The organism is Aminobacterium sp. UBA4834 (assembly GCF_002400205.1).
Taxonomy (GTDB): domain Bacteria; phylum Synergistota; class Synergistia; order Synergistales; family Aminobacteriaceae; genus Aminobacterium; species Aminobacterium mobile.
Genome location: NZ_DHFC01000019.1, coordinates 25,092 through 48,497, shown reverse-complemented (window position 1 = coordinate 48,497; position 23,406 = coordinate 25,092). Strand labels below are relative to the sequence as shown.

26 protein-coding genes, 1 tRNA gene and 1 pseudogene are annotated in these 23,406 nt (G+C 41.6%); 1 reads left to right on the top strand and 27 read right to left on the bottom strand.

From position 1 onward, the window contains the following. Positions 1–180: 180 nt before the first annotated feature. Positions 181–990, top strand: a complete 810-nt coding sequence (locus B3L97_RS09400) for a CheR family methyltransferase (RefSeq protein ID WP_286846621.1) — start codon at positions 181–183, stop codon at positions 988–990. 135 nt (positions 991–1,125) lie between these two features. Here B3L97_RS09400 and B3L97_RS09395 read toward each other — a convergent pair whose 3' ends face one another. From B3L97_RS09395 to B3L97_RS09265, 27 genes and pseudogenes are all read right to left on the bottom strand, one after another. After that, complete coding sequence (locus tag B3L97_RS09395) at positions 1,126–1,749, bottom strand: V-type ATP synthase subunit D (RefSeq protein ID WP_024822367.1); 624 nt, start codon at positions 1,747–1,749, stop codon at positions 1,126–1,128. Between the two features lie 14 nt (positions 1,750–1,763). Then, positions 1,764–3,185: a V-type ATP synthase subunit B gene (locus B3L97_RS09390; protein WP_286934961.1), complete on the bottom strand. Its 1,422-nt coding sequence runs from the start codon at positions 3,183–3,185 to the stop codon at positions 1,764–1,766. Beyond that, the gene (locus B3L97_RS09385; RefSeq protein ID WP_286934960.1) at positions 3,175–4,971 is read right to left on the bottom strand and encodes a V-type ATP synthase subunit A; all 1,797 of its coding nucleotides are present in this window, start codon (positions 4,969–4,971) and stop codon (positions 3,175–3,177) included. Before B3L97_RS09385 ends, B3L97_RS09390 begins: the two co-directional genes overlap by 11 nt. Before the next feature lie 25 nt (positions 4,972–4,996). Further along, positions 4,997–5,335 (bottom strand): V-type ATP synthase subunit F, encoded by a 339-nt coding sequence (locus tag B3L97_RS09380; protein WP_286934958.1) that lies wholly within the window; start codon positions 5,333–5,335, stop codon positions 4,997–4,999. Beyond that, entirely contained in the window at positions 5,328–6,338 is a 1,011-nt protein-coding gene (locus B3L97_RS09375) for a V-type ATPase subunit (protein WP_286934957.1), read from the bottom strand. Before B3L97_RS09375 ends, B3L97_RS09380 begins: the two co-directional genes overlap by 8 nt. A gap of 17 nt (positions 6,339–6,355) precedes the next feature. Beyond that, positions 6,356–6,937 carry a V-type ATP synthase subunit E gene (locus tag B3L97_RS09370; RefSeq protein ID WP_286934955.1) on the bottom strand — a complete coding sequence of 194 codons (582 nt, stop codon included), beginning with the start codon at positions 6,935–6,937 and terminating at the stop codon, positions 6,356–6,358. 26 nt (positions 6,938–6,963) lie between these two features. After that, complete coding sequence (locus B3L97_RS09365; protein WP_024822373.1) at positions 6,964–7,443, bottom strand: V-type ATP synthase subunit K; 480 nt, start codon at positions 7,441–7,443, stop codon at positions 6,964–6,966. Between the two features lie 42 nt (positions 7,444–7,485). Then, entirely contained in the window at positions 7,486–9,492 is a 2,007-nt protein-coding gene (locus B3L97_RS09360; RefSeq protein ID WP_286934953.1) for a V-type ATP synthase subunit I, read from the bottom strand. Beyond that, positions 9,479–9,805 (bottom strand): cell envelope integrity/translocation protein TolA, encoded by a 327-nt coding sequence (locus tag B3L97_RS09355; protein ID WP_024822375.1) that lies wholly within the window; start codon positions 9,803–9,805, stop codon positions 9,479–9,481. The genes B3L97_RS09360 and B3L97_RS09355 overlap by 14 nt, the downstream gene beginning before the upstream one ends. Positions 9,806–10,018: 213 nt before the next feature. Continuing rightward, a tRNA-Gly gene (locus B3L97_RS09350) sits at positions 10,019–10,094 on the bottom strand. Between the two features lie 390 nt (positions 10,095–10,484). Continuing rightward, positions 10,485–10,757, bottom strand: a complete 273-nt coding sequence (locus B3L97_RS09345; RefSeq protein ID WP_286934951.1) for a GNAT family N-acetyltransferase — start codon at positions 10,755–10,757, stop codon at positions 10,485–10,487. 261 nt (positions 10,758–11,018) lie between these two features. Continuing rightward, positions 11,019–11,174 (bottom strand): hypothetical protein, encoded by a 156-nt coding sequence (locus B3L97_RS09340; protein WP_286846643.1) that lies wholly within the window; start codon positions 11,172–11,174, stop codon positions 11,019–11,021. Positions 11,175–11,218: 44 nt separating this feature from the next. Further along, a pseudogene (gene arsB / locus B3L97_RS09335) lies at positions 11,219–12,275 on the bottom strand (ACR3 family arsenite efflux transporter). A 5-nt stretch (positions 12,276–12,280) separates the two neighbouring features. Next, positions 12,281–12,634, bottom strand: coding sequence for a thioredoxin family protein (locus B3L97_RS09330; protein WP_286846652.1), 354 nt, complete (start codon positions 12,632–12,634; stop codon positions 12,281–12,283). A gap of 27 nt (positions 12,635–12,661) precedes the next feature. Further along, positions 12,662–13,351, bottom strand: a complete 690-nt coding sequence (locus tag B3L97_RS09325; protein ID WP_286934949.1) for a cytochrome c biogenesis protein CcdA — start codon at positions 13,349–13,351, stop codon at positions 12,662–12,664. Then, complete coding sequence (locus B3L97_RS09320; RefSeq protein ID WP_286846656.1) at positions 13,348–13,908, bottom strand: thioredoxin family protein; 561 nt, start codon at positions 13,906–13,908, stop codon at positions 13,348–13,350. The genes B3L97_RS09325 and B3L97_RS09320 overlap by 4 nt, the downstream gene beginning before the upstream one ends. Before the next feature lie 9 nt (positions 13,909–13,917). Continuing rightward, on the bottom strand, positions 13,918–14,460 hold the full coding sequence (locus tag B3L97_RS09315) for a DUF2703 domain-containing protein (protein ID WP_286846658.1): 543 nt from the start codon (positions 14,458–14,460) through the stop codon (positions 13,918–13,920). A gap of 211 nt (positions 14,461–14,671) precedes the next feature. After that, positions 14,672–15,685: a permease gene (locus B3L97_RS09310; RefSeq protein ID WP_286846662.1), complete on the bottom strand. Its 1,014-nt coding sequence runs from the start codon at positions 15,683–15,685 to the stop codon at positions 14,672–14,674. 82 nt (positions 15,686–15,767) lie between these two features. Beyond that, positions 15,768–16,082 carry an ArsR/SmtB family transcription factor gene (locus B3L97_RS09305; protein ID WP_286846664.1) on the bottom strand — a complete coding sequence of 105 codons (315 nt, stop codon included), beginning with the start codon at positions 16,080–16,082 and terminating at the stop codon, positions 15,768–15,770. Between the two features lie 370 nt (positions 16,083–16,452). Beyond that, complete coding sequence (locus B3L97_RS09300; protein ID WP_286846667.1) at positions 16,453–16,836, bottom strand: cupin domain-containing protein; 384 nt, start codon at positions 16,834–16,836, stop codon at positions 16,453–16,455. 546 nt (positions 16,837–17,382) lie between these two features. Continuing rightward, the gene (gene rlmD, locus B3L97_RS09295) at positions 17,383–18,774 is read right to left on the bottom strand and encodes a 23S rRNA (uracil(1939)-C(5))-methyltransferase RlmD (RefSeq protein WP_286846669.1); all 1,392 of its coding nucleotides are present in this window, start codon (positions 18,772–18,774) and stop codon (positions 17,383–17,385) included. A gap of 96 nt (positions 18,775–18,870) precedes the next feature. Next, entirely contained in the window at positions 18,871–20,055 is a 1,185-nt protein-coding gene (locus tag B3L97_RS09290; protein WP_286846671.1) for a cation:proton antiporter, read from the bottom strand. 15 nt (positions 20,056–20,070) lie between these two features. Next, on the bottom strand, positions 20,071–20,448 hold the full coding sequence (locus tag B3L97_RS09285; protein WP_286934947.1) for a P-II family nitrogen regulator: 378 nt from the start codon (positions 20,446–20,448) through the stop codon (positions 20,071–20,073). Positions 20,449–20,592: 144 nt separating this feature from the next. Then, positions 20,593–21,153 (bottom strand): 2-oxoacid:acceptor oxidoreductase family protein, encoded by a 561-nt coding sequence (locus B3L97_RS09280; protein ID WP_024822385.1) that lies wholly within the window; start codon positions 21,151–21,153, stop codon positions 20,593–20,595. Beyond that, positions 21,146–21,973 (bottom strand): 2-oxoacid:ferredoxin oxidoreductase subunit beta, encoded by an 828-nt coding sequence (locus B3L97_RS09275; protein WP_024822386.1) that lies wholly within the window; start codon positions 21,971–21,973, stop codon positions 21,146–21,148. The genes B3L97_RS09280 and B3L97_RS09275 overlap by 8 nt, the downstream gene beginning before the upstream one ends. Then, entirely contained in the window at positions 21,973–23,106 is a 1,134-nt protein-coding gene (locus B3L97_RS09270; RefSeq protein ID WP_024822387.1) for a 2-oxoacid:acceptor oxidoreductase subunit alpha, read from the bottom strand. Before B3L97_RS09270 ends, B3L97_RS09275 begins: the two co-directional genes overlap by 1 nt. Beyond that, positions 23,099–23,308: a 4Fe-4S dicluster domain-containing protein gene (locus B3L97_RS09265; protein WP_024822388.1), complete on the bottom strand. Its 210-nt coding sequence runs from the start codon at positions 23,306–23,308 to the stop codon at positions 23,099–23,101. The genes B3L97_RS09270 and B3L97_RS09265 overlap by 8 nt, the downstream gene beginning before the upstream one ends. Positions 23,309–23,406 lie beyond the last annotated feature (98 nt).

The following is a 23,406-nucleotide window of genomic DNA, read 5'->3' as shown; positions in this document are numbered from 1 at the left end:
TGCCCTATGGAGCCCGGACTTTCCTCTACACCCAAAGGTGCAGCGGCCATCTAAAATACTCCTTATATATTATTTTAACATTTTTTATTCTTTGAGAAAGAGCAAAATCCTATAAATATGGTATATATGTTTCATAAACTATGCGTAATAATCGGATTAGAACTTAATTGAGGTGAGAAAATGGACGAGCTAGAAAAAAACTATGATTCTCCTGCATACAACAACTTTAAGAAGAAGATACGAATTTTGACTGGGCTTGATCTAAATTCTTATAAAAATCAAATCCACCGTCGCGTACACATGTTAATGCAAAGATGGAACATAACCGATTATGATGCATATTTTGATTTAGTAAAAAAAGAAGAAAAAAAGCTTCGAGAATTTCTCGATTATCTTACGATTAATGTATCGGAATTCTTTAGGAACCCCCCTCGATGGGATGATCTTCAAAACAAGGTTCTACCTGAATTAATTAAAACTCGGGGATCCAAAAGACTAAAGTTGTGGAGTGCTGGCAGCGCTACAGGAGAAGAACCCTATTCTCTTGCGATGTTGTCTATGGAAACAAAACTTCATTGCCCCCCTTATGTACTCGCCAGCGATATAGATGAAGGAGCAATTAAAATTGCACAGAAAGGAGAATATCACATACGGCAGCTAGCCAACCTTTCTCAAGAGTACGTTGATAAATACTTTTCAAAGATAAATGAGGAAATCTTCTCCATACAGGAAGGAGTCAAGAAACGAGTCAACTTTGAACAACTCAATTTAATAGACAACCCATTTGGACAAGATTTTGACCTCATCCTCTGTCGAAATGTCGTTATCTACTTTTCCACAGAGACTAAGAAAAATCTTTATTTAAAATTTTACAAAGCCCTCCGTCCTGGCGGTTTTCTTCTTGTGGGATCTACCGAACAGATTTTTGAACATAAGGCGCTAGGTTTTGAATCTGCCGGGCCATTTCTGTATAAAAAAACTCTTCCTTGATATCCTCTCTCTGTAGAAACCCCTATGCTCTCGTGGGAAATACCGGAGCAGAGCAAAAACATGACCTTTATTATATTCCTCTGATTTTTATAAAAAGACAAGGCCGGGAAAATTTAATTTCCCGGCCTTCTTGTTTTAATGTGAACGCACTATATCTTTAATTTTCATCAACCGGCTGAGAGTTGACCGCTCCTGTTCATCTAGCTTCATCGTAATATACCGAATAGTTTCGTTAAAGTTAGGTATCATTACGTGTTCCAAAGCGTTGACTCGACGTCTCGTTTTTTCAATTTCAGAAGCCATAAGCCGAATAGCCTTTTCTTTTGCTGCCAAAGCAATGAGCTTAGGAATTAACTTGGAGAATCGCTCTAAAGCGACGTCCAAACTCCCTTGAGACGTTGCAAGCCCATAGCTTAAAGCCTCTCCCTGCTGCTCTACAGTATATTCAGGTACAACAACGCTCATGACATTGCGTTCTTGTACTTTCAAATTACATCGTGTCCCTGAAATCATAAGAGCCTGCTCCAGCATTGCAGGTAACGTCTGAGCCCGGGCAAGAAGGAAACTATGGTAACAATCTCCCAATTCTACCTCAAGCTCCTCTCGCAATGCCTTCCCTTCGCGAGCACGTTCAAGAAAGGCCTTAATCAAGGCATCTTGCTTATCTTTAAGAAGCTTATGTCCACGTTTAGCTACAACGAGTCGTTTTTTTAGACGAGAAAGCTCCATCCGGTTGGGGTTGACGTTCAACCGTGGCATACTTCGTCACCCCCCTACTTTACAACGGGAACTGCTTCTTCGTTTTTCCCCTCTTCTTGCAGCCTCGGTTTGAGATATTTCTCTATATATGCGTCACGAACACGTTTGAGCTCTTTCACTGGAATCATCGTCAAAAGATTCCAACCTAATTCGAGTGTTTCATCAACTTTGCGGTTCTCATACTCGCCTTGACGGACATATTTGTCTTCAAACTCATCTGCAAAACAGGCAAAGGCCTTATCTTCTTCAGTAAGGGCACCTTCTCCAAGAATAACTGCAAGCTCCTTAGCTTCTTTACCGCGAGCATAAGCAGCAAAAAGCTGGTTCATAAGGTCTGCATGATCTTCTCTGGTTTTCCCCTTACCGATACCTTTATCCTTAAGACGAGACAAAGAAGGCATAACGTCTACAGGCGGATAGATGCCCTTACGATGAAGGCCTCGACTCAAGATAATCTGCCCTTCTGTAATATATCCTGTCAAGTCAGGAATAGGGTGAGTCTTATCGTCTTCTGGCATAGTCAGAATAGGAATCTGAGTAATGGATCCCTTTTTCCCCTTCAGACGACCAGCTCTTTCATACATGGTGGCAAGGTCTGTATAGAGATAACCAGGATAACCTCGCCGTCCCGGAACCTCCTTACGGGCAGCAGAAATCTCTCGCAGTGCTTCGCAGTAGTTGGTTAAGTCTGTCAAAATAACCACTACATGCATATCCTGTTCAAATGCTAGGTACTCCGCAGCTGTCAATGCAAGTCGAGGTGTAGTAATCCGTTCAATAGCTGGGTCATCAGCTAAGTTAACGAACATTACAGTCCTCTGTATAGCGCCAGTTCTTCTGAAGTCTTCCATAAAGAACGAAGCTTCTTCAAAAGTGATACCCATGGCAGCAAAAACAACTGCAAAATCCTCATGCCCGCTAATAACGGTGGCCTGACGAGCTATCTGGGCAGCCATTCTGTTGTGAGGAAGACCACTTCCAGAGAATATAGGCAACTTTTGTCCACGAACCATTGGGTTCATGCCATCAATAGTAGAAATACCGGTCTGGATAAACTCAGAAGGATAGTCTCGAGAATAAGGATTCATCGGCATCCCATTGATATCCAGCTTTTTGTCAGGAAGGATAGGAGCTCCTCCATCAATAGGTTCTCCCCGTCCATTAAAAATACGCCCTAACAAATCCCGGCTAACTGGAAGCATCAAAACCTTCCCAAGGAAGCGGATTTTTGTATTCTGTATGTCGATTCCATCGGTTCCCTCAAAGACCTGGACAAGGGCCCTATCTGATGTTATCTCAAGAACACGTCCTCGTCGCAATTCTCCACTGGCAAGCTCAATCTCCACTAGTTCGTCATAACGAACATCCTTGGTTTTTTCCACAACCAGAAGTGGGCCAGATAACTCGGTGATGGTACTATACTCTTTAGGCAGCATCACTATCGCCCCCCACTGGTATTAATGCATTTATCTCTTTCTTCATTTGGTCTTCTAGCGCATCAAGCTGTTCAATCTCTTTTTCATCTACATAACGCATTCTAGCGATTTGCTCTCGTACAGGAAGATTGAATACCTTATTCATATCTGCGCCACGTTTCAACCCATCCATAGAGAGGTGATGGAATATTAAAATATTCTTCAACATTTTAAATTGCTTTCTCATAGAAGCATATGTGTCAATCTCATGGAAAGCATTTTGGTGCAAGAAATCTTCTCGAAGCGATTTAGCAGTCTCCAAGACCATTCGCTCCTCTTTGGAAAGAGCGTCTATTCCCACGAGACGAACAATCTCCCGCAGTTGGTCCTCTTCTTCAAGAAGAGACATTCCCTCTACGCGAAGAGAACTCCATTCATCGTCAAACTGAGAATCCCAGTATTTGTCCATAGTATCGGTGTATAGGGAGTAGCTCAACAACCAGTTAATCGCCGGGAAATGGCGCTGATAGGCCAAGCTAGCATCAAGTCCCCAAAATACTTTAGTCACACGGAGAGTGTTTTGGCTTACTGGTTCAGAAAGGTCTCCACCAGGAGGGGAAACTGCTCCTATAGCTGTTACAGATCCTTCTCTACCATCAGAACCAAGGCAAATAGCCCGTCCCGCTCTTTCATAGAAACTGGCTAACCGCGTTCCTAGGTACGCAGGGTACCCTTCTTCTCCTGGCATTTCTTCAAGTCGTCCTGACATTTCTCGAAGAGCCTCAGCCCAACGGCTTGTAGAATCTGCCATAAGAGCCACAGAGTATCCCATGTCTCTGTAGTACTCTGCAATTGCAATGGCAGTGTAGATACTCGCTTCTCGCGCAGCGACTGGCATATTAGACGTGTTTGCTATAAGAACCGTACGTTTCATCAACGGTTCCCCCGAACGTGGGTCTTCTAGCTCAGGAAACTCCAACAGAACGTCTGTCATTTCGTTGCCTCGCTCACCGCAACCTACGTACACTACGATATCGGCTTCCGCCCACTTTGCAAGCTGGTGCTGAATAACTGTTTTCCCTGAACCAAAAGGTCCTGGGACACATGCTGTTCCCCCTTTTGCTATAGGGAAGAAAGCATCTACAACTCGTTGTCCTGTAGTTAACGGAATAATAGGGGGCAAACGCCGAGCTACTGGTCTAGGCTTGCGCACAGGCCAACGTTGGAACATAGAAACATTCACTTCGTCTCCTGTTTTCGCTTTTACAACAGCCACTGTTTCTTCTACTGTAAACTGGCCCTGTTTTATCTCAGAAACAGTTCCTCGTACTCCATAAGGAACCATTATCCGATGTTCCACTAAAACTGTTTCTTGAACTATACCCAGGACATCGCCGGGCTGAACAGTATCCCCAACTTTAACTCGTGGTATAAACTCCCATTTTTTCTCTCTGTCTATGGAAGGAACTTCAATTCCACGAGAAATAAAGTGGCTCTTGGCAACGTCCTCTATTAGGTTCAAAGGACGCTGTACCCCATCGTAAAACTGCTCTATGATTCCTGGACCTAACTCTACGCTCAGGGGTTCGCCGGTACTTACGACAGGTTCACCAGGCATAAGGCCAGAAGTTTCTTCGTAGGCCTGAATTGAAGCTGTATCGCCTTTCAACTCAATAATTTCACCTACAAGACCTATATTCCCTACTCGTACCACGTCGTACATACTAGCACCATACATGCCCTTCGCGACAACGAGCGGTCCGGAGATTTTTTCAATGGTCCCTTTTATGACCTTTTCCGTGGCCACAATGTATCGCCTCCAGCATCAAATTCTATTTCACAGCAAAGATATCCATGCCGACAGCTCGTTCTACACTGTTACGAATGGATTTTAGTCCTGCCCCAGAACTTCCTTTGAGTCCAGGGATCGGTAAAACGCTTACAGCATATTCCTCGTTCACAGTCTCCACTGTGGACATAAATTTTTCGAAAAGATGCTCTTGAACAAAAATAACCGCGTACTTTTCTCGAGCCAGCTGCAAAAGAAGAGATTCAAAATGCCCACTCTCTTCTTCAGACATAACATAAGGCTTCACCCCTACCGCCTGGAAAGGAAGTACTGTTTCATATTCGCCGATAGCAGCCATAGGCTGATTCACTTCTTTAGCCACGACGCATCAACCCCCTCGCCAGATCTTTGTCCATGGCATTAGCAACAGAAACCAACGCAACTCGTACGTTTTTCGCTTCCATTTCTTTATGCCATAAATAATTAAGAACATTTTCCGGAGCAAAAGCACTATATTTTGCTGTCTGAAGAATACTTGTTACATAGTCATCTAAAATCTTTTCCATTTCCACAAGGAGTGCATTCATATCTGCCCCATCTTGTACGTGATAAAGAACTCTCCCTATATCTGCATAAGAAAGAACCCGAACCCAACTTTCTATAGGTTCCGACAACATAGAAAGCAGCTGCTCTACTGATACGAAACCTCCATCATGGAGATAAGACTGAACACTGGCCGCATCTTTATCCATTCTTTTAAGGCGGAACATATTTCGTACATTTTCAGCGTCAACTTTTCCACGAACCCAACGTAAAGGAGCTTCATACTCCAAACTACGGGCTATCTTAAACATTTCGCGGAAAAGTACGTTGTCAAGGAGGCGCTCCACCTCAAGAATATCTCGGGTTTGATCCCATAAGGCAAAAGACTTCGGTAAAACCAAGTGAAGATCATAAGGCAACAACCTGTAATCTTCCGTTTCTACTGCCATAATAAGATCATCTGTCGGGATATTGGCTAGCGCCGTTAATAGCTCGAAATGACGCTCTCCTCCCTCGCGCTGAAGAATCTGGCCTTTGAGAAGAACCTTTACATTATGAAAATCGTAAGGCAACCGACATATCTCTACCAAACCAGAGTCTGGAACAAATTTTTTTACCTCATTATAAATATAAAGAAGTTCCGACTCTATGGCCTTATCGAATTCTGTATTGGATTTCAGCTCCACTAACCATGAGGAATATACTGTCTCCCCCAAAACCTTCATGGCGCTGTCCAGATCTTCACAATCGATCAGTCTCTGCAGCACGCTATCATCGAGAAGGCGGCTTTCCATAGCTCGCAGGCGAGCAACCGCATAACAATACCGCTCAGCTGTAGCCATGCTGCCCCACCTCCCGTCTACTCCGAGAACAGCCGTTTCGCAACGTCTGCCTCGATTTCTTCTCTAATCCACATAATCAGCATATCCCAAGAGCAGTTGGTATCAATATCGCCCTTTCGAAGGATAAACCCTCCGCTCATAGGAATTTGAACGGCTTCAAGGGTGAGAGATGTTTTATGTTTCCCATTATATTTTTTTAGCCATTCCCCGTTGAGATATTTCTCCTTTGGAGAGACTAATACTTTTTCATCTCCTGACTCCGAAGCCTGTTCTAAGAGCTTTTCACAAAAAGCAAGATATTTCTCTTCTAGAAGAGACGCTAAAATTTTCAACGACTCGCCAAAAGCTTCTGTAATAAGATCTTGTTTAGCTCCAAGCAAGATTTTCTTTACATCTAAGTTTGCAACAATTCCACGCCTATTGAAAACTTCTGGTTTTTCTGTACTAAAGCGATTAGCATAAAACGACTCTATTTTACTTGCTTCGCCTTCAGTAACAGTTTCTATCTCTTTTACTTTCAATCTCGCATCTTCCAGAATTTTCTCTGCCTCTTTTTGTGCATCAGCTTCAATTTTAACTTTTATATCTGCCAAAGACATAACCATTCACCTCAAATCGCGAATGGCTATATCTGGATGCCATTAAGCAAAATAATGCTTGTAAGGAGACCAAGAACCGCGTAAGTTTCAACCATAGCTGGTAGAATAACAGCTTTACCAGTCTCTTCAGGCCTTTTAGCGATCATTTGAATACAAGCAGCACATGTTTTGCCTTGGGCTATAGCAGAAAAATAACCGGCAATGCCCACGGGAAGGCATGCAAAAAATATTCCAAGCCCTTGCCATACGTTTACAGCTACCGCTGCTCCTCCACCAAGCAACCCTACTTTCAAAATGGCAAAGAAAGCAATTAAAAGACCATAAATACCCTGAGTTCCCGGCAAAGCCTGAAGCAACAGTACAAGGCCAAATTTACCCGGATCCTCAGTCATAACACCAGCCCCAGCTTCTCCAGCAATGCCTACACCTATAGAAGACCCCGAGCCGGCAAAACCCGCAGCTATAGCCGCTCCTAAAATCGCTAACATCATTCCAAGAAGATCCATACTTTAAAACACTCCCCTCGTTCTGAGAACTTAATCCATCAATTAAGCTTCTTTAGTTTCAGATATGGTAACGAAACTAGTGTTATACGTTAAAGGAGCAAAACTTCTGCCCCCACCGGAGTAAAACTTACTAAAAAACTCTACGTACTGGAGCCGTAACGAATGCACAAAAGCTCCGAGTATGTTTACGGCAACGCTAAACAAATGTCCGCCGAATATAAGGATTAACGCAAGTACCCAACCTATAAAGGGAATCCCCATTGCAAGACTTGCTAGCATATTGATAATGGAACCTATTGCGGCTGAAGCCAAACCAAGGGCTAGCAATCGGCTATAACTCAACACGTCCCCTAAATAAGACGTTACGTTGTAAAGGCTCATTACACCAGAAATGGCTTTCTGTACAACTCCGCTTTTAGCCCTACCTTGAGTCAAAACCAAGACAAGAGCTCCTGCAGCAGCTGTAGCTTTTGAAGGCCCGCTTAAACTGGCTGGCAATTTTCCACTCACAGTCCCCCCTATGAGAAGCAATCCTAACAAGAATAGAATCCATCCGCCCTGATCTGCAAAAGCCCCCATATAGTCTTTTTTCCGAAGGCTGTCGTAAAATGCAACAAACAAGCCAAAGAAAATCTGGATCGTTCCTAAGCCCAAAGAGATAAAAAGAACTGTCATGGGATCATTCATAGGATCCAGAACAACCGGGATATTCTTAATCGGGCGAATAAACTTAAACACCCCAAAAACATCGATTAGATCGCCAAACCAGCTTCCAGTAAGAGCCCCAACAAATATTGTAGAAATTCCTGAAAGGATAAACAATGTAATAAAATTTTTAACTCCTTCAGGCATACGCTTGAATTTTTTCATGAAGAAAAGGAAAAAACCAAGCATGATTAAACCATAACCACCATCTCCCAGACACATACCGAAGAACACAAAAAAGAAAGGAGCAAGAAGAGGTGAAGGATCTAGTTCTCCATATTTCGGCAAACCATAGAGCTTCGTAAGGGTTTCGAAAGGCAATACCCATCCTTTGTTGACAAGAAGAGTGGGGGGGGCATCCTCTGGAGAGGGATCCGACACTGCTATCTCCAAAACTGCACGATATTGTTTTAATTGCTCCTCTACTTTAGGAACAGCAACTTCGGGGATCCAAGATTTGATGATAACGGTCTTATCTGTGAATTCACTATTGGAGAGAACTTCGTATTTAGACTTGAGGATATTCCAATAATCGCTCAGCGCACGAGTGGTAGGCATCCATTTTGTTGCCTCAGAAGAAGCTTGCATTTCTATTTTTTCCTCTTCTTTTAGGAGGCTTTCTCGTCGCGTCTCGAGTCTTAGCAACTCTTCCCCAACGCTTTCAGTTAAAGTATCGGGGATTTCTATACGAGAAAATCCATATTTGCTACAGAGATCTAATGCCTCCTGTTCCTTATCTCTGCGACAGAAAAGGGCTACCCATGCTTCCTTCTCTTTTTCTTCATAGGAAGCGATAAAAAATTCGCCAGCATCACCTAAATTTTTCTCGATAGCCTGTTTCCAACCTGCTATTTGTTCCACGGGCAACATACCAACAAACCCTCCCACGAAACGAGTCCCACGAGAAACAAGCTCCAGTGAGTATGGAAGTTCTGTTATATGAGATAAAATAGCTTTTGTACTATCGATCTGGGTAATTTCTGAGCGTATTTCTATGAGCCGCCGCTCCAAGGTCCGTATGTGCTCAGCTAATTGAAGCAAATCCGTTTTTTCAGCAAGAGACGCAAGCTCCTCTACTGAAAAGTCTGGCCTTTCGCCAAGGGCTCTGGCCATAGGAGGAACGCTATCTTCATAGAAAGGTTCAAAAAAACGGAGAAGGAACCGTGTTTCGCTGAGCAAACTATCGATACGCTGTAGATGAGCAGTTGAATGACTATCAACCTCATCTACATCCTGTCGGGAAACTATCTCGCATGTCCCTGTTTTCTGCAAAATCGATAAAACATCTTCCACGACAGAGTTGTGAACGTAAAACTCAACTTTTTTAATACTAGCCACGGCCATATCTAGCCATCACCTCTTCCGCTATCCAAGTGGCTGTTTCTTTTACTCGCCCCTGATGGCTATCAGTAAAAGCGCGCGCGCTTTCCCTTCCTGCTTCAACTATTTTCGCCGCATTTGTCTCGGCCTCGCTTTCTACTTGAACAATATTGTCACGATACTTACGAAAAGCTTGTTGTTTTGTCTCTTTGATCCGTTGATCAGCCTCATTCTTAGCCTTACTGACGAGCCGAGCAGCTTCATTTTTTGCATCCTTAACCCGTTGCCTTGCTGCAGCCTCTGCCTGTTTGATTTCTTCGGCTAGGTTTGTCACCATGCCATCCACCCCCCTCCGACAACAAAACTACATATCTATTACAGCAGGCCGTTCAAAGCGCAAAACTGGAGTTATTGTAATACCCATAAAAATTTGTGTCAAACTTAACAAGTTAACCAAGTTTGTAAATAGTGTCGAATTAAAGTAACTAAAGTTAATAAACTAAGGTTTTTCTGGATTATTATTTGGGGGAAGTTGTTTGAAATAAAAAAATGGAGCGGACAACGGGATTCGAACCCGCGACCCTTAGCTTGGGAAGCTAATGCTCTACCAGCTGAGCTATGTCCGCGCCACCGATAGGACATTATAAACGTGGAACCTTCTTTTTGCAACAAGATCTACCACATTTCAAAAAGTCACAAGGTTATTGTTGTTTCTAGTAATACCTGCCTGCTCAAAGTTACAGTTTTTATCTTATATATTTAAGGTTGGCTTTCAATTTAGATGAATCTATTGCCATAAATTGGATTTAGCATAGAACCGTAGACACAAAAAATCCAATCTCATAAAATATTTTTATCAATTTCGCAAAAAAACCTAAGTTCAAATTTAGGCACTAATGCAACGTATTTTTTCATTCAGTTATGTTTTCACAAGCTAAAGGTTAACCCCCCAGCGCAAACTCCAGTAAGCCCCTTATCTCATCCGTGCGCCTTCCATCAGTTCATATGCCACAAACCTACCTGCTGGCAATTCTAAGTCTGTCACAATCCCGAACATTTCTGCCGACCGGTAGCCAAACGGATGATAAGTTGGGTGCCCCCAACAGAAGCACTGACTTAAAACCTAAAGGCTGTTTCTTCAATGAGCCGCCACCAATACCTTTTCTCTGGAAATCTGGCGCCACAACCACAGGGGCCAACACAAGAGTCTCGTGCTCTCGTACTTCTTGTCGAATTACCGCCCTAGTAAACAAGATATAACCAACGATCTCACCTGCTACCTCTGCCACCAAGGACAGCTCCGGCAAGAAGACGGAGCTGTCCTACAGTCATACCACAAGATTCTGCTTGTTGTGATTCGTATGTTCTGCATGGGCAAAGACCGCTCGCACTAATCCATATACCTCGTCATAATCGCCCTTTTGTCCCTGCCAGATCATCGAGTTCCTCATCAGTTACAACGTATTCAGCCGAAAGACACGGGCAAACTCGTTGCATCCTATCTTTACTACAATATAGATTGGTGGGATCTCGTCTAATAGCTTCGAATACTAAGCCTTTTTCATATCAATTCCATACAGTTCCTTCATAATTCCAGCAGCATCCTTGTTGATTTGCAACTTTGTTTCTGTGCCAACGGAATAGCGTTCAAAAGCATCTGCGGCTAAGCATTTCTGCAATTTGACTTCTTCATGAATAACGAACATAGATAAAACCCACTTTTAGTTTGCTTTTGCTCATTGGGCGCCTCCTAGTCCTGTTTTCCCACTTCAAACCAACCCCTTGTATTGTTCGCTATTCTCATAAGAGTTAACATAATCGGCACTTCCACAAGCATACCAACAACAGTAGTTACTGTAGCTCCTGATTGCAAAACAAATAATGAAATAGCAACTGCAACCGCAAGTTCAAAGAAGTTTGATGCACCAATCATTCCAGCAGGCGCCGCCACATCGTGGGGAAGTTTCCATAGCTTTGACCATATATAAGCTATAAAGAAAATAAGGAAGGTCTGAATAACTAAAGGTATGGTTATTAGAACAATGTTTATTGGATTACCAATTATTGTTTGCCCTTGGAAAGGAGAAATAATTATTAGTGTTAACAAAAGCCCAATAATTGTTATATTGTTAAATTTAGGCATAAATGTATTCTCAAAATACTCTAGGCTTCGGTTCTTTGTTATTATTACCCTAGAAATACATCCAGCCGCAAGCGGTATTACAACAAATAATACTACTGATAAGAATAATGTCATCCAAGGTACAGATATATCGCTAATTCCTAAAGAAAGTGCAACTATAGGTCCAAACCCAATTAATATAATAAGGTCATTTGTAGCTACTTGCACCAAAGTATATGCAAGATTTCCTTTAGTAAGATGGCTCCAAACAAGAACCATAGCCGTACATGGAGCTGCTCCAAGTAAAACAGCACCTGCCAGATAAGCCCTTGCAAGTTCAGGAGGAATAAGCCCTTTGAAAACAACACAAAAGGAGAATGCTGCAATTCCATACATCGTAAATGGTTTGATCAGCCAATTTGTAACCCCGGTTATAATCAATCCTTTTGGATTCTGCCCATCTGTCTTATACTATTAAAGTCAACTTTTAGCATCATGGGATAAATCATACTCCATATAAGTATTGCAACCGGGATAGAAACTCTTGCATACTCAAATTTACTAAGGAGTTCTGGAACTCCCGGTAAATAAATACCTACTAAAACACCTACTGCCATACAAATAAAAACCTAAACAGGAAGGTGTTTCTCAAAAAAACAATACCAGACAACTTCTCTTTTCCCATTATAACTACCCCCTAACTTTTCGAAGTATTTTTACTGCCTCATCAACTTTAAGTACCTTCCCGTAAGAAACCACCTTACCATCGACCACAAGAGCAGGGGTAGTCATCACTCCATAGGCTGCAATCTGCAAAAAATCAGTTACATGATCAATAGTAGTATCCATTCCAAGTTGTTCCAAGGCTGCTTTTGTTACCGTTTCAAGTTGATCACACTTGGCACATCCACTTCCCAATACTTTTACTCCAGCACCTTTAGATTTAGCGGCCTCTGCTTTTGCCATGCTTTCTGCGTCACAATTTCCGCTGCAGCAACAAGATGTAGTTCCCTCTTTTTTATTTTTCTTACCAAACAATCCCATAACAAACCTCACCTTTTTTATATTATTTTAGAACCCAAGATAAAACATATAAAACCCAATGAGCAATATCAGAGCACCCATCACTATTTTCAGTATAGTGCTTGCTTTACCGTATTTTTCGCTTGAAGAAAGCTTTTGCACAAAGCCTATAGACGTTCCAGCTACAATAGCAAGAATGCCATGACCGATTGAATACAGTAGCAATAGTAGTATTCCCCATAAAACGCTTCCTTTTCCAGCTACAATAGCAAGGAGAGCGATAAGTACAGGCGTGGAGCAGGGTGAAGCAAACACCCCTCCAAGAACTCCAGCAATGAAAGCGCCTAAATAGTTTCTTCTAGTATTCTTAGAAAGAAGATAACTTGAAGGAATAATTTCATATATACCCCACGTCTGCAAAGCCATTAACAACATTAAAATTCCAAGAATGATGTACCACCATGATGCTGAAGTCCCAATTAAACGACCGGCAATAGAAGCACTCGCCCCTAGCGTTGTAAATGTGACAGCAACTCCCAACGTGAAAGTGACAGAAAGCCAGAACGCTTTTTTCGTACTCCTCTGACCAGTACCACCCACATAACCTATGACAAGAGGGATACCAGACAAAGAACATGGTGTAAAAGAAGTAAGCACTCCAGCAAAAAGCGCAAGAATTGGTGCGAGCCAACTGCTCTCAGAAATTATTTTAGATAAACCTTCAAGGATTTGTGTCATTCATCCACCCCCATGTCGGCAAGGATAGCCCGCATCTGATCTTCGGTTAATTCGCCCTGATGTACAGTGAAAGCATGTTCATAGATATCCTTGCGTCTATACATGTCAAACTTAATTTGCATATCACCGCTTGGCACATAAGGTGTACCGTCAGCGTTGATAAAAACCTGAGTGGGAATAACCTGGATAGGGAAATCATTTGCAACGGCTCCATTTTTCCATACGTCAACAAACTTGATTATGGCTTTGCCCTGCATTTCCGCGTTTAATGTTTTTAGTACAGGGGCCATTTTTTTGCATGGAATACATGAATTCGCCCCGAAATCAATGATGATAGGCAAATTGTATTCCTTCAGCACATCTAAATCAATTGATGTTGCCTCAAGCACAAAATCTTCTTCATTCTTGGGTTTTACAAGATTTTCTAAACATTTATTCTCAGAAAGAGACACAATGGAATCTGACTCCTTATACACATTCTTGAATATCCATATTCCTGCAACAATGAGAACCAAACTAATGGGAATTATGATCTTTAACAGTTTTTTCTTATCCATCAAAAGCAACTACCTCCTCAGGAGCAGCCGGTTTTGTTTTCCTTCAAAAAATTCTTTTAGATTTTCAGGTAATTCATACTCTACGCAGGAACAACCAGTTTCAACCTGCCCAAATACTGCATTTAGTATAGCTTCAGCAATTATTTCTTTTGGAGGCACCTCGTAGGGTTCCCCGTTATATTCAAACACCCTACAGTTCACATCGGTTCCGCTTATTTCACTGCAGCAGCCGCAGCTATTCTCTACAACCGATTGACAGATGTCCTGACCGTTCACGCGGATCGTAGGCGAGGAAATAAACCTGTATTGTTTTGCAATTTCCGCTGTCTTCATCTCAATTTTGTTATATTCTATTTCAAAGCCCGCAAGGCTCAGCGCAGGGGTAAGTGTCACCATAACCTCGTCAAGTACATTGTCTGTCCCAACGCAACGGTCACAGCTTTCAAGATCTAGATAGAGATACTCAACAACGATCTTCTTTTCGGAAACCGTCCCACATCCGAAAGAGCAACAGGATTCTTCCGATGTTTGCTTCCCATTCAGCGGCGTCAAACCCATGTCATCACCTACATAAGTAATTGCTCCAACTGGGCAACAGTTGCCGCAGCCATGGCAATGGTCAATACAGAATTCCATTTTTTTACGACAGGCGAAGGTCCCTTTTCTGTCTCGTATATACCACTTCGCGATGCAACTACCGCACTCAACACATGTGAGATAATCAATAAAAGGATGCCATTTCTTTGCTATACTTTATTTCCTCCTAAACTATCAACGCCTGAAAAACGTTGAATAAATAACCGACAATTATAATTCCGATTGTACAGATTGCAATGAAAAGCGCCAGAAGCTTGGGCTTAATTACTTTACGAAGCATAATCATAGATGGCAGGGATAACGTAGTAACCCCCATCATGAAGGACAGAATGGCACCAAGTTGTGCTCCTTTACTTAATAGAGCTTCTGCAACCGGGATAGTCCCAAAAATATCAGCATACATCGGAACTCCCACAAGAGTAGCAAAGATAACAGCAAAGGGATTACCACTACCTAAAATATTTTCAACCCAAGATTGTGGAATCCAATTGTGAATACCTGCGCCTATTCCAACTCCTACCAATATATATGGGAAAACCTTTTTGAATGTGTCGATTGCCTGTTCTTTGGCAAAAACCAAACGGTCATGCTTTGTAAGGTCAGGAGATTCGATGTCTACACTACCACCTGTGGTAATAAAGCTCTCTACGTATTTTCCCATATCCAATCTTTTAATTATGGTACCGCCAATAATGGCGATAATTAAGCCGAGAACAACATAAAGAACAGCTATCTTCGCTCCAAAAATGCTCATTAAAAGAACAAGAGAACCCAAATCAACCATAGGAGAGGATATAAGAAACGAAAACGACACTCCCAGCGATAGTCCTGCCCTGGCAAAACCAATAAATAGTGGAATGGACGAACATGAGCAAAAGGGTGTTACCGTACCAAGCAAAGCAGCAACAGTAATCGCACCAATTCCATGAAAGTGTCCCAAGATTTTTTTACTCCGCTCCGGCGGGAAATAGCTTTGAATATAGCTGATTATAAAAATCAAGAAACACAAGAGTAGAGTAATTTTAATAACATCATAAACAAAAAATTGAATGCTTCCCATCCAACGATTAGTTGTGTCAAGACCTAATGCATTAACTCCACTGTCGATTAATTCGTTTAGCCATTTCATCGCCAGTATTTGATTCTGGAAGAAAATCCAGATCGCTTTTAATATTTGCATACCATAAGAACCTCGCTTTCTAATTCAGAACAATTAAATATTTTCGATTTAATGTTAAAAAAATATTCTTATAAATGTGTTTTTAAGCTTTGCAACAATTATCTTTTACATTTATTGCATCCGGCGTTGTCAATGTTTTAAGTAGTTCGGCCGCATAGTCGCTACCTTTTTCACTGATTGTATAGTGTGTCCATTTACCATCTTGTCGACTCTCTACAACACCCGATTCAACCAGAATTTTCATGTGATAAGACAGCGATGACTGACCTATATCCAGATCTTCTAATAACTTGCATGCACACTTTTCTCCACTGCGTAACAGTTCAAGTATCCGCAGGCGTTTTTCATCGCAAAATGCCTTAAACACTTTTGCATAATCCTCATATGTTGTATCCAATTCATCACCTCGTATCGAATTTATTTGATATGTAATATATATGCTTCATATCAACTTTTGTCAATATATACTTTAGCTTTTCTATGTAGATGAGTCAGAGTTTCGTTCCGTTTACTTAGGTACAGTGAAAGAGATAATAAAAAAGGCGCTTTACCGTAAATTTCGGTAAAGCGCCTTTTTTATATAGCAGTAGCTTTTTTTAATATCTCGTTCTCCAACTCAAGTTCAGCTATGTGTTTCTTCATGCAAAAAATAGAGATTAAGCTAACCTGACCAAGTCATGACAACAATATCAGCAAAGAAAGCCGGACCGTTATTGACACGTTGTGGATCGGTTTTTCAAGCATTTATGATTTGACCTTGGGGAGTATCACACCGTACCGATAGGGTCAATCCCTTTATTTTCAATCATTAAAACTACAGCCTTGCCTTCTGGTACCACTGGTCTATGCATTGTGCCTTTTGGCACACAAGTTCCTTCGTATTGTTCCAGATTAAAGTTACCTTTTTCTGTTTCCAATATCATAGCACCCTCTAATACAAAAAAAACTTCATCATCATTCTCATGCTTGTGCATGTGGTACTCGCCTTCAAATATTCCAAGTCTTAAAACAGATGAGTTTACTTCACATAATGACTGATTAAACCACCTGTCCGTATTATTACTAATAATATCTTTAATAGTAATTTTTTCCAGATAATCAAATTTAATATTCATTTGTTGATTGTAATTATATTTCTTTTGATTTTCCATATGTACCTCTGTACCTCCCTCATATTTTTAAGCTCTTTAGATAATTTTTAACTCTCACTTGCTGTTCTTTCTATTTGGGGAACAATAAAAATATTGTTATCCCATTAGTACAATTATTAAGAAGTTGATAATAAAAACTCCGATCAACAATAATATACCAGTTTTTATTTTCACCCCCTAATTCGCTTGTGCATTATAAAAATACTTTATTATATATTGTACAATTTCATTGTATTATAGTTTAAAGTTAGAGGTGTTTATTGCAAAATACAATGGAGTAAAGTTGCGAAACAAAATTCTCCACTTTCGCAACGTAGGACTCCCCAGAATTGAGAAAAACTATACTTCCCCCTGGCACTCCGAAGAAATAGTCACTTTGCATATATCTTCCATACTCTTACACAAAATCTTACCACATTACGCGTATTTGTAGATTTCCGTGTAACCAACCATACGTCCCCTTAGCGGAAAATCGCCTAAACATAAGTCTAGGCAAACACAAAACACACTTCTTTAATTACCCTAAAACCCGCGATTCCTTTGGAATCAAACCTTTTCTCTCTCTATTAACGCGACGCACTCAACATGGGCAGTTTGTGGAAACATATCAAATGGCTGTAAAGATTTTAACGTATAGCGACCTTCCCCACAAAGTCGAGATATATCCCTCGCTAAAGTTGCCGGGTTACATGCTACATATAAAATTTTAGCCGGATTCAATTCCAATATTTTACTTATTACTTCTGGAGCACATCCGCTTCGAGGTGGATCAAGGATAACGGCCTCAAAAGGCCCCTTGAGGCTTGATATTATTTCTTCCGCCCTTCCTCCATAAACTTTTATATTAGAAAATCTATTAATTTTCGCATTTTCTTTCATTGCTTCCACAGCGCTTGGCCACTCCTCCACCGCAGTAATCTGTGCAGCGGCAGGAGCAAAAAAGAGGGTCATAGATCCAACTCCCGCATAAAGTTCGAGTAAATGATCCGCAGGAGAGGAGCGAAGGGAATGGACCCCATATTGATATAATTGCTTAGCTTGATAACTGTTCACCTGTAGGAAAGCCGTCGCTTCATAGCGAATTTCCAAGGAGTGAAGATATTCTCGAAGCCATGAACGTCCTGAAAGGATAGTCGAATGGCGACCTAATATAGCATTCCCGCGATGGGGATTATGATTAACAAGTACACCTGCCACATTTATATTTTCCCCTTGAAACTTTTCCCAAAGCTCTCGGATATTTTTGTTATCTTTTTTCGACAATCTTCTTCTACATACAAAACAAATTGCTGCTTCTTTAGAAAAGCTACCATATCTAAAAACCAGATGACGTAACATTCCGGAATGATTTTTTTCATTATAAGGAAGAATCCCTAAGGCAGGTAAAGCCTCTCTCATATAAACATACATCTCGTTTAAAGCTGGCTCCAGAAGAGGACAAAAATCGATCGGGATTAAATCGTGGCTTCGACGGCGATAGAAGCCAGTTTCTATGCCATCTTTTGTTCCTTGCACAGGAAAGGAAGCCTTGTTTCTGTATCCCCATTGGCGCGGACTGGGCACACAAGGAGACAGGATATCTTCTATATTCATGTGGGCAATACGACGGAAGGCATCCCGAACAAAATCTTTTTTTGCCTCAAGTTGAGCATTATAAGAAAAATGCTGCAACTGGCATCCGCCGCAAAGAGAATACCAGCGACACTTCGGTTCTACTCGCTGTGGATGTGGAGAAAGGATTTCCTCTACATCTGCAATACCATAGGTTTTCTTTTTTTGTAAAACCGTAGCTCTTACTCTCTCACCAGGTAATGCACCAGGAACAAAGTAGACATAGCTGCTATTTTTCTCTCGAGCTATGCCATTACCGTCATTACTTAATGCATCTATCTCTAGCTCTATATGTTGATTTTCTTTATGAAGAATAGGTGTTCCCAAAAAAAGATCATCCTTCCACGTTTTATTATTATTTATACTAGCTCACTATTCTAAGGTTCATAGACGTTTATAAGTATCCTTATTTCTACGCTTAAACTAAGAATTATCTGAAGAAATTTCCCCTGCCATTAAGAGAGCTTGCTTTGCTATAACAGGTCCGATTAGTTCATATATAACTGTAGATCCAAGAATAATATTTCTCAATGCAACTCCCATCCCAGGAAGAGATTTTTCTGCCAAAAGAGAAAGGCCTATAGCCACGCCAGCCTGGGGAACAAGAGTTAACCCTAAATATTTTTGCACAGTAGCCGGTGCCTTAGTCCATTTTGCCCCTATATAAGACCCTATAATTTTCCCTACTATCCTAAAAATCACATACCCCACTCCAAGCAAACCCACTTGACGAAGAACTGAAAGTTTCAAATCCGCCCCTGATATCGTAAAAAAACTGACAAAAATCGGCGGTGTTAAACGATCCACTACAGATAAAACTCGATCTCGGTGATACACTAAATTTGATACAGTAGCTCCAACCGTCATAGATGCGAGAAGAGGTGATACTTTTAATTCAGAAGCAATCCCTACCGCTAAAAAAATACAAGCTATAGTAAAAGAAAGGAGAGTCTCTTGCCCCTTTAGTCGTCCGGAAATAATGGAAAGGAAAAGGCCAATACATCCCCCTAAGCCAATAGCGATAAAGATCTCTAACAAAAGCTCTACCGTTATTTTGAGTAGAGAAACATTTCCTCCACCTACCGATGACAATGACTGGGCAATTCCAATGGCTATTCCAAAGGCCATAATGGCTACAGCATCATCCATGGCCACAACAGGAAGGAGGGTATCGACAACAACCCCTCTCGCATTATATTGTCTAATCACCATAATTGTCGCAGCAGGGGCAGTAGCCGCTGCAATGGATCCCAGAATAAGACTAAAAGCTATCGGTTGCTTGAAAATCAAGACCATAGCACTCGTAACAGAGAGCATCGCCCCTAAAGATTCCGCAATTGTAATCCAGAGAATAGACGGGCCTAATTTCTGCAAATGCTTAAGATTAAATTCACTACCGATGCTATAAGCAATAAACCCTAAAGCAGCCTCTGAAAGAATATTGAAAGAAGAGACAACTTCGTGAGGAATAAAGCCTAAAAAAGAAGGGCCAATAAAGACTCCCGCTAAAATATAACCTGTTACATTAGGTAATTTAAATTTCCTTACAATTTTCGCCATAAAGAGCCCGGCAAAGAGGACTATGGCGAGATAATACAAAGAGTGCACCGTTTATCTACCCCTTTAAAATGTTTTAGATTTTGAATCAACATCTGGAGAACGAAGAAAAAGCCCCTCAACATAATTAACCGGCACCGTAAAAAGAATCCCTGCATTAGGCTTAGATAAATCTTCTAAAACCTTTTTCACAGCTCCTATTGCAGGTTGAACTTGACTATCTTCCAGAACCACAAAAATTGTTTTGTTGAAAGGATATTGATCATTAATAAGCATTTTAAGAGAGCCGAAAAGGGGGATTTTATCGAGATCATCGTGCAAAACTCGGGCCATCCCCTGTGTATCTATGACCGTTGCTCCTCGTATTCCAATATCGAGAAGTTCTTTAAAGAGAGTTTCTACTTTTTCTATCCTGTTAGTAACAACAACTAGCAACTGCATCATACACACTCCTTTGTTGTTATTGTTTTATTCCCTCCATAATATAACAAAAAACAAGGAAGGGCCGGCCAATGTTAGCAGACCGACCCTTCATTACTGTGGGTAATATGACCCAAACAGTTTTACTTCTATAGAGGGGTGTGTTTCTTACAAATGAACGCTTCCTTTAAACAACTGATAGCCTTCCTCAAAAGCTTGCGCATTAAGTTCTTTAGTGCCAGCAGGAACTTTTTCGAGGATAGCTCTCTTAACAGATTCAGGGTTCGCCACATGCTCCAATTCAAGAACACGGGCAACTGCGCCCAAGGCTACCATATTGGTAACAAGCTCTTTCCCTATTTTTTCTCTAGCAGTACGAGAAATAGGTAAATGATAGATATAGGCATCAACCTGAGGGAAATCTGTTACAAAAGTATCATCCAATATAATTCGTCCACCCGGCAACGTATCTCCGGAAAACTCCTCGCAAGCCTGCTGCGTTAAGATAACCTGCAGGTTAGGACGGGTAACTTTCGGGTAATCTATAGGTTCTGTAGAAATGACTACTTCAGCTTTAGATTTTCCACCTCGAGCTTCAGGACCATAAGATTGAGTTTGAACAACGTACAGCTCTTCTTCGAAAAGAGCAGCCGCTTCACCCGCAATAACTGCAGCCAAGATAATGCCCTGACCGCCAGACCCAGCAAAGCGAATTTCATATCTACTCATGATCCTTCCCCCTTACCATTTCAATGAGAGAGAGATACTGCTCTGTATATTCAGGAACATCTCTATTGACAAATTCACCAACAACTATCTTGCCTTGTAATTCCTCTGGAGACATGTCTTTCGCTTTCGCTATAGAGACAGAGTTTTCTCGGAAGAAATTAATATTATCCATAGGAGATCTTCTCTTGTTGCGGCGTCCAAACTGCGTATGGCAGCTACTCACTATCTCTACAACAGCAAAGCCTTTCTTATTTATACCGTTCATAATATATTGCTCTGCCATTTTAGGATTCGCTATAGTAGCACGGGCAACATAAGAAGCGCCCGCCCCTTCAGCAAGGCGACAAATATCGAAAGGAGGATCAATGGCTCCGTAGGGAGTGGTAGTGGCTAAAGCACCCTGAGGTGTCGTAGGAGAAGCTTGGCCTCCAGTCATCCCATAAATATTATTGTTCATCACTATGGCCGTAATATCAATATTTCTACGGCATGCATGAATGAAATGGTTCCCTCCAATAGCAGAACAATCTCCATCTCCCATAACATCCACTACAGTTAGAGAAGGATTAGCCAATTTTATGCCTGTGGCGAAACCTAAAGAGCGACCATGCGTAGTATGTACTGTGCAAGCATCTATATAACCAGGCATACGGCTAGAGCATCCAATTCCAGACGCAATGACGGTTTGGCTCTTCTTCTTATCTAGACTCACAAGTGCTCTAAGTAAGGCGTGCATAATAATCCCATGACCACATCCTGGACACCAGATATGAGGAAAAAAGCGCGTCCTAAGCCAGCTCATAACTTCCTGAGTAGGCATTATGCCACCTCCTCTATTGCAGAAAGGATATCATCAGGTTGGAAAAGCTCTCCATTTACCAAGTTTTGAGGAATAACCTTAGCTTTACCATGGACAGCTCGCTCCACCTCGAGAACCATTTGTCCGCAATTCAACTCTGGAACAAGAATGGCTTTTGCTTTCCGTGCCAATCTTTCGATCTCTTTATCAGGGAAAGGCCACAAAGTAATCGGTCTGAAATATCCAACTTTGAGCCCTCTGCTTCTTGCCTCTCTTACAGCTCTCAAACTAGAGCGAGCAACACTGCCATAAGAAACGACAATAACATCAGCATCTTCTACGTCTTCCACTGCATACTCCACCACATCATCTCGGAAACGACTTACTTTACGGACCAGCCGAAGCATCTTCTTTTCGATTTCTTCCGGGTTGTTGGTAGGAAATCCCCAATCGTTATGAGTCAATCCCGTAACATGCCATGTATAACCGTCTCCAAAAGAAGCCATGCACGGCAAATCATCCTGAGGATCTGGACGATATGGGACAAATTTTTCCGGGACATCAACAGGCCGCTTACGATTCATTATTGGATAAGACCCTGCTTCAGGAAGAACTATTTTTTCTCTCATGTGTCCCAACACTTCATCGCTCAAGATAAGCACTGGCTGTCTAAAACGCTCAGCCATATTAAACGCTCTGATAGCTATATCAAAACATTCTTGAACTGAAGATGGAGAGTAACAAATAGTCGCATGATCTCCATGCGTTCCCCACCGCGCCTGCATCACATCTTGCTGACTCACTTTCGTAGGAAGCCCTGTAGAAGGTCCCCCACGCATAACATCTACTACAACAATAGGAATCTCAGCCATATATGCGAGTCCGAGATTCTCCTGCTTTAAGGAAAAGCCAGGTCCCGAAGTAGCTGTTAAAGATTTCATTCCCGCAATAGAAGCACCAATAATAGCAGCAATACCGGCAATTTCATCCTCCATCTGGAGAAACCGCCCATTCAAACGAGGGAGCTCAAGAGCCATAATTTCAGCTATTTCTGAAGACGGAGTGATGGGGTACCCTGCAAAGAATCTACATCCTGCAGCCAAAGCCCCGTGAGCCAATGCCTCGTTTCCTTGCCAAAACCGGACCTCAGGCATCCTCTTTTTCCTCCTTTACAGTTACAGCAAAATCTGGGCAAATATTTTCACACTGTCTACAACCTATACAATCTTCTGGTTTTTCGGGCTGAGCCTTTCTTTGTTCATTGAAACTAAGAACCTTTTTGGGACATACATTAATACACAAGCCGCATCCTTTACACCATGTCCGATTAATACTTACATCAAATTTTTTTGGCAACGTTGCCACCTCCCAATGAAAGGGACATTTAAATAATTTTATTAGGGTTAGCAAAAAAACAACTCTTCCAAAGAATATAGGTTTCTGTTTTTTTATTC